We start from the raw sequence: 6285 nt of genomic DNA on the forward strand, positions 1-6285 counted from the left end.
AATCGAAGATAGTTACGCAGATAGGTAAGCCATGTCGTCATCGAACATTCACCGAAACAATGATTTAACGGGGCGAAACCTCTTCCGCTCGGCTGAACTGTTCGGGCGCGGGCAGCGCGTCATAACTGGAGGGAATGCTCGTCTGACTATATTCCAACGTCCTCACCCAATTTATTTCACTAAAGGCATAGGGGTTCATCTCGTCGATGTTGATGGAAACACTTATCTCGATTTCCTGAATAACTTTACCGCCCTGATCCACGGCCACGGCTGTCGACCGGTGTTGGACAGGCTTCATCATCAATTGGAAATGGGCATAAGCTTCAGCGGCCCAACGGAGCTGGAAGTTGAATTTGCCGAACTGCTTTGTGACAGGGTCCCCTACTTTGACCAGGTCCGTTTCGTGAATTCCGGGACTGAAGCGGTTATGTATACTATTAAGGCAGCGCGTGCCTTAACGGGAAGGCTGAAGATTGCCAAACTCGAAGGCGCCTTTCATGGGGGTTATGATGCGATTGAAGTCAGCCTCGATTCTGCGCCGTCAAATTGGGGACCCCGGTCGGTGCCGAACGCGATACCGTATAGTGCGGGAATCTCTGAGTCCCTTGCCGCCGACACGGTCGTATTGCCATTCAACGAGATCGGAGCAACCCGAGAAATTCTCGAACGGAACAGGGACAAGCTCGCAGCGGTCATAATAGATATCCTTCCGCAACGTGCCGGATTGGTTCCCATAGACCCCACCTATCTTGCCTTTCTGCGCGAGTTCACGGCCCGTCATGGCATCGTTCTGATTTCTGACGAGGTGATGAGTTTTCGGCTATCGTATCGCGGCGGCATAAGCCGATTTGGATTCGAAGCGGATCTCTGTGCCTTTGCTAAGATCATCGGTGGCGGCCTGCCAATCGGCGCGGTCGGAGGCCCATCGCGATTCATGCTTCCCTTTGATTCGACGAATGGTAAGCCCCTCGTCCCTCAGGCCGGCACCTTCAGTGCAAATCCGATGTCAATGGCAGCAGGCATTGCGACAATGCAATCTCTGTCAGAGCAAAGTTTTCAACAATTCGAACATTTGGGCGAATATGCCCGCGCTTCGCTGAACGAGATATTTCGTCAGAATCGCCTGCCATACTCCGTGACCGGCATGGGATCGATGTTCCGCATACACCTGCGCGCTGAAGCTCCCAAAGGCTACCGTGAGGCCCACGCAGCGGCCGAGCAGCAAAGAAAAATGGACATGTTCGTTCGGGCTCTACAGGACAGAGATGTAATCGTCTCGCCAACGTGCCAATTGTGCCTATCCACTCCGATGTCTATAGACCACGTCGAAGAAATGGTGACGGGCGTTCGTGAAGCCGCCCAGATGGTCGAAGCGGCGTGATTTAGACGACCTTGGCGTGAGGACGATACGGTCGATCAGGATGAGCTTGCCCATGCCGTCTGCTCGCATGATCCCTTGGCTTTCATTACTGTACAGTGCCCTTGCAAGCGCCAGGCGTGGTATTCCGAGCAGTTCGCTCGATGACAGAAAGGTGTAAATATTCAAGCTGCAAATTTCTGGCTCCAGCTGCCATGCACAAAATAAGCAAAAAATATCCTGGAAGATATGTTTATCTTGCATGTCATTTCCTAGATAAAACCTGCAATTCGCTCGGTGAATGGTGCATCGCCTACGAATGCAACAGGGTACTGGTCTGGAGGAGCCTTCGTGGTGTCCCGCCTTGTTCAACATCCATCGCTTCAGGGCAAATCCTGTTCTTCCGCCTTGAGAACTTCGTGCGCTTTATTTTCTGGCCATCGGGAGGCAAAATGAGCAATTCGTATACTCAATCCAAAGCTCTCCTCCTGAGAGCGCGGGCTGTCATCCCAGGAGGTGTTTCGAGCGGAAATCGAGCGAATTGGGCGCCATTCCCCCTCTACTACGCTCGAGGTGATGGTGCTCGAGTGTGGGATGTGGATGGCAACGAATACATTGATTACGTGTTGGGCAGGGGACCACTGATCCTTGGTCACGGCGAACCAGAGCTCATAGATGCGATATACCGTCAACTTCAAGTGAGCCAATTTTTTGCAGGTCAGGTAGAGGCAGAGATAGAACTTGCAGAATTAATTTGCTCTCTTGTGAACAATGCCGAAATGGTCAGGTTTTGCAATTCTGGTTCAGAGGCAATACATGCTTGCATTCGACTCGCTCGATCGGCAACTGGTCGAGAGAAAATTATCAGATTCATCGGCCACTATCATGGATGGTATGATGGCATAGCCTGGGGATTTTCGGGCGTGAATGCCAGCCCGGAGGGTCCATCTTTACCCGTGCCGATGTCTCTCGGCCAGCCCTCCTCTGATGCCTCGAACATATTGGCAGTCGAATGGAATGACCCGGAAGCAGTCACAAATGCCTTTGAGAAATGTCGTGGAGAAGTTGCGGCGGTCATTGCCGAGCCAATTATGTTCAATGGCTTCTGGAGCAATATCCACCCGTTCGAAGGGTTTCTCAGGTTTCTTCGAGAACAATGCGACGCGAACGGTGCGCTGTTGGTTTTCGACGAGGTCCAATCCGGCTTTCGTACTTCGCTCGGAGGAGCTGTAGAGCACTTTGGCGTCGCCGCAGATCTAAGTGCGTTTGCAAAGGCACTAAGCGGAGGCGTCTGTCTCGCTGCGTTTGCTGGTCGAAGGGATTTTATGAAGCGACTCGTCGAAACCAATACCGTGCACACAGGAACCTATAATGCCTATCCGCCTGCCGTCGCGGGGGCCTTGAGGCATCTGACCCTCCTTGCGGCGAGTTCCGGCGCAAAGCTCCAGCGTATACATCACTACGCAGCATTGCTCGAGCGGGGCCTTAGAGACCTAGCAGGGCAAACCCAGCTACCTCTTCTAGTTCGGGCGAGCCCAGGCGCAGTCACTACAGCCTTCAGGGCCGCGTCCACGCAGGTCATCAACCATCGTTCGGCAGCCGAAGGTCTAGATTTTAGCCTCCAACGCGCATGGCACCTCGCATTGCAGGATCGAGGGGTCCGGATCACGCCCGAAGGCCTCTGGTACCTGTCCGCAGCGCACTCCGCCAACGACATAGTAATCACTGTCGATGCTGCGCGGGATGCGCTTCAAAGCCTCTCGTCACGATAACACAGGGAAAACAATATGCCCTTACGACCCAACAGTGTCGCTCGCCTTGTTTCTCCGCGCCGTTTAATGCTGACGTGTGATGCGCTGAGCGAGGACCTCCCCCCAGACTTCGTTCGAATAAGGATCGAATTCTGCGGGGTCTGCGGGACAGATAGATCGTTCTATGTGGGCCACCGCGATGAAGGCTATCCTATCAGTCTCGGTCACGAGCACTGCGGCACTATCGTCGCGGTCGGAGACCAGGTCAGGCCCTATCAGGCGGGAGATTTTGTGGCGATTGATCCGAATTATCGATGCGGTTCCTGCCATTATTGCAGGATAGGTGCTGGTCATTTGTGTGAGAGGGCGACGATAAATCGGTACTCAAATCGAGGCTATGCGAATTTCATCGATATAGAAGCTTCATACCTTCTTAAACTTCCGGAATACAGATCCCGCCATCTAGGGGCATTGATCGAGCCATTATCCGTCGCGATTAATGCTGCGGACATCTCCAAATGCACGCTAGCTGACGAGGCCACACTTGTACTCGGCACCGGCGGTATCGGCACGTTACTGGTCTTCAATCTCCTTGAGACACAAACTGGAGAAATATGGATCTATGACAAGGCGCACTCCAAGATGGCCGCCTTAAAGGATCTTTATCCGAGCCGGATTAAGATATTGGACAGCGCCGATGACCGTGTGTTCAACGTAGTCTTCGAAGCCACCGGCAGTTCGGATGGCTTCCTTCATGGCTGCGCTCGGTTGGCGAAGCTCGGCAGGCTGATTGTCGTGAGTAGGTACCACTCCGATGAGCCGGCTATCCCCGACAGGCTCCCATGGAAGCAGCCTAACATCTACTTCGTCCACCTGAATGGACATGGTGATTCTTTCGTTAGGGCAGCTGCTTTGATGAAAAGGAGTTGGAGACCGGATCACGATCACCTTCTCAGCTTCCACCCCCTCAGCAATATTGACAAGGTATTCACTGATTACGAATCTATTCCTGAGAATAAGAAGATAATATCGATGGAATGATTATTTATGGTTATAAACCATAATCATAGCGTCGAAGACGCTGAATAACAGGTCAAGCCTGCCCCCCAGCTGTGCGCCGGTCGCCGGATCGATCACCGGCACCGTTTGCCCGGCATAGTCGGTCTGCAACACCGCGCCAGCCACATGCCGGTTGCGGAACACAGCGCTCGTCCGCCGGAAGGGGGCGAACCGGCGAACCGGGAACCGGTCGCAGAACCAGGTGAAGCCGCGTCAGCGTCGTACGCATACGACGAAGGCCGCTTGATTGGCGCACGCGCGTGGGCGCGGCGGGCTCTGTGATGGCGTTGCGTGGAGGTCAGGCGGCCTGCTGATCGGCGGGCTTGTCGGCTTCGCGCAGCCGCTTCCATTCCCAAGGCAGTAGTTCGTGCAGACGCGCAAGGAACGCACGGTCTGGGTCTTCGCGGCCTGCGCGACGAGCTCGTCCTCGGTTGCCGACGTCAGGCCCAACTTAAACACCGCGAATTTGAAAGCGCTGGTGTTTCAACGTGTTGAGGGCGTGCTCAGGGTTGTTAGATGGTGTAACGGGCCACCAAGCCGCACGCTCGCTACGGCGCTCCCATGACGATCACGACTGTGTGTGCGCATAGCGATAGTGGCATCCGGCAACTGCCGGGTGCAAGCTTGTTGATGAGGACCGGGCTGGTATGCTGCGCACCTGTTGTCTGACGACGATTGATCAAGCACCCATTCGTGGATTGGCTACCGCACGACCCTTTTCCGTCGTGGACCGTCCCCCTTCAATTTGAGCGGGCATGGTTACTCCCTGCCCCGCGCCGCGAGGATTGTCCGCGTCAATCAGGGCGCGCAGCACGCCAGCCAAGTCCCTGTTTTATATTCCTTCGTCACCTCCGTGTTTTTGCTGCCCGCGCGCTCCGGGCTCCGCAACCCCGACCAGCTTCGCCCTCCGCGCGCTACCCTCGTGCCTCTCCGACAGGCGAGGGGAACTGACGTGCTATGTCCCAGACGAACCCGGCCGGCTCGCGGGCGATTGCGGTGACGATCTTGACGGTCCGCTTACCCGAGGCCGCCAATCTCCGGAACTTGCCGCAGAGACGAAGCTGCGCCTTCCATGCGATCGAGCGGATACGTTCGGGAATCTTGGCGCTGCGCTCCCGCAGCGCCTGGCCCTCACGAGCAGGGAAGCGATAATGCCATGCCGATTCAATCAGCATGGAACGTGCGGCTGCGTTGCCGGTGCGCGTGATCTCGCCGCGCTTGATGCGCTTGCCGCTGGAATGCTCGGCTGGAACCAATCCGATCCAGGCCATGAGCTGCTTTGGGTTGTCGAAGCGCTGCAGATCACCGATCTCAGCCACAGCGTAATGGCCGCGATGAACTTGATGCCGCGCAGAGCTTGCAGTGCCTCGACAACAGGGGCCATCGGCCATTCGACTGCAGCCTACTTCAAGACCTGTTCTAGCCTTTCGCAACGATCTTGGAGTTCATGGATGCGGCGCTTGTATTCCTCGTAGACAAACTGCTGGTGAGGGAAGGGAAAGGTCTGCTCCGAGAGCCCGCGCCAGTGTCTATGACCCCAGATTGCCTTTGCCCGGGAATCGACGATCGTGCCGCAGAAGGAAGCTTTTGACTCCATACCATTGATCCGGAGAGCTACCGCTAGCATCCGACCGCATCCCTAAACATGTACCACCACGACCCCAGCGTCGAATATTGCGCCCGAAACATTCGACCCCCTGGGAATGGATACCATGGCAGCTTTTCGAAGAAATCGAAGCGCGTCGTATCGCCGTCGATCGCCTCGGCTAGGATGCGGCCAAAAAGATGCGATCCGGTGACGCCGTGGCCGCTACAGCCGTGGGCGAAATATATGGTCGCTCCGATCCGCCCCATCTGCGGCACGCGCGTGAAGGACAGCGCGAAATTGCCGCTCCAGGCATAGTCGATCGCCACGTCCTTGAGCCGTGGGAAGACCTTTTCGAGGTTGGGCCGGAGCTTCGCCACCACATCGGCCGGATCCGTGCCACCATAAACGGCGCCGCCGCCAAAGATCATCCGCTTGTCGGCTGACAGTCGGAAATAGTCGAGGATATAGCGGGCATCCTCGACGCACATGTCGCTCGGGATCAGCGAATGAGCGAGTTCTTCGCCGAGCGG

The 6285-nt window shown here is 55.8% G+C and carries 6 protein-coding genes; 3 read left to right on the forward strand and 3 right to left on the reverse strand.

Annotated elements, in window-relative coordinates; translation table 11 throughout:
* Positions 1-31 precede the first annotated feature (31 nt).
* The 3 genes from NKH71_RS32220 to NKH71_RS32230 all read left to right on the forward strand — a co-directional run bounded on the left by NKH71_RS32220 (position 32) and on the right by NKH71_RS32230 (position 4149).
* Entirely contained in the window at positions 32-1381 is a 1350-nt protein-coding gene (locus NKH71_RS32220) for an aspartate aminotransferase family protein (RefSeq protein ID WP_352896253.1), read from the forward strand.
* Between the two features lie 191 nt (positions 1382-1572).
* Positions 1573-3129: an aminotransferase class III-fold pyridoxal phosphate-dependent enzyme gene (locus NKH71_RS32225; RefSeq protein WP_352896256.1), complete on the forward strand. Its 1557-nt coding sequence runs from the start codon at positions 1573-1575 to the stop codon at positions 3127-3129.
* A 66-nt stretch (positions 3130-3195) separates the two neighbouring features.
* Complete coding sequence (locus NKH71_RS32230; protein WP_352896259.1) at positions 3196-4149, forward strand: alcohol dehydrogenase catalytic domain-containing protein; 954 nt, start codon at positions 3196-3198, stop codon at positions 4147-4149.
* Here the strand turns inward: NKH71_RS32230 and NKH71_RS33595 are convergent, their stop codons facing one another.
* The 3 genes from NKH71_RS33595 to NKH71_RS32245 form a co-directional block, all read right to left on the reverse strand.
* Entirely contained in the window at positions 4150-4311 is a 162-nt protein-coding gene (locus NKH71_RS33595) for a hypothetical protein (protein ID WP_502900448.1), read from the reverse strand.
* 770 nt (positions 4312-5081) lie between these two features.
* Positions 5082-5486, reverse strand: coding sequence for a transposase (locus NKH71_RS32240; protein WP_352896262.1), 405 nt, complete (start codon positions 5484-5486; stop codon positions 5082-5084).
* 301 nt (positions 5487-5787) lie between these two features.
* A partial coding sequence (locus NKH71_RS32245) for an NAD(P)/FAD-dependent oxidoreductase (protein ID WP_352896265.1) occupies positions 5788-6285 on the reverse strand: 498 nt, incomplete at its 5' end.

The organism is Mesorhizobium sp. M0983, from assembly GCF_040318975.1.
Taxonomy (GTDB): domain Bacteria; phylum Pseudomonadota; class Alphaproteobacteria; order Rhizobiales; family Rhizobiaceae; genus Mesorhizobium.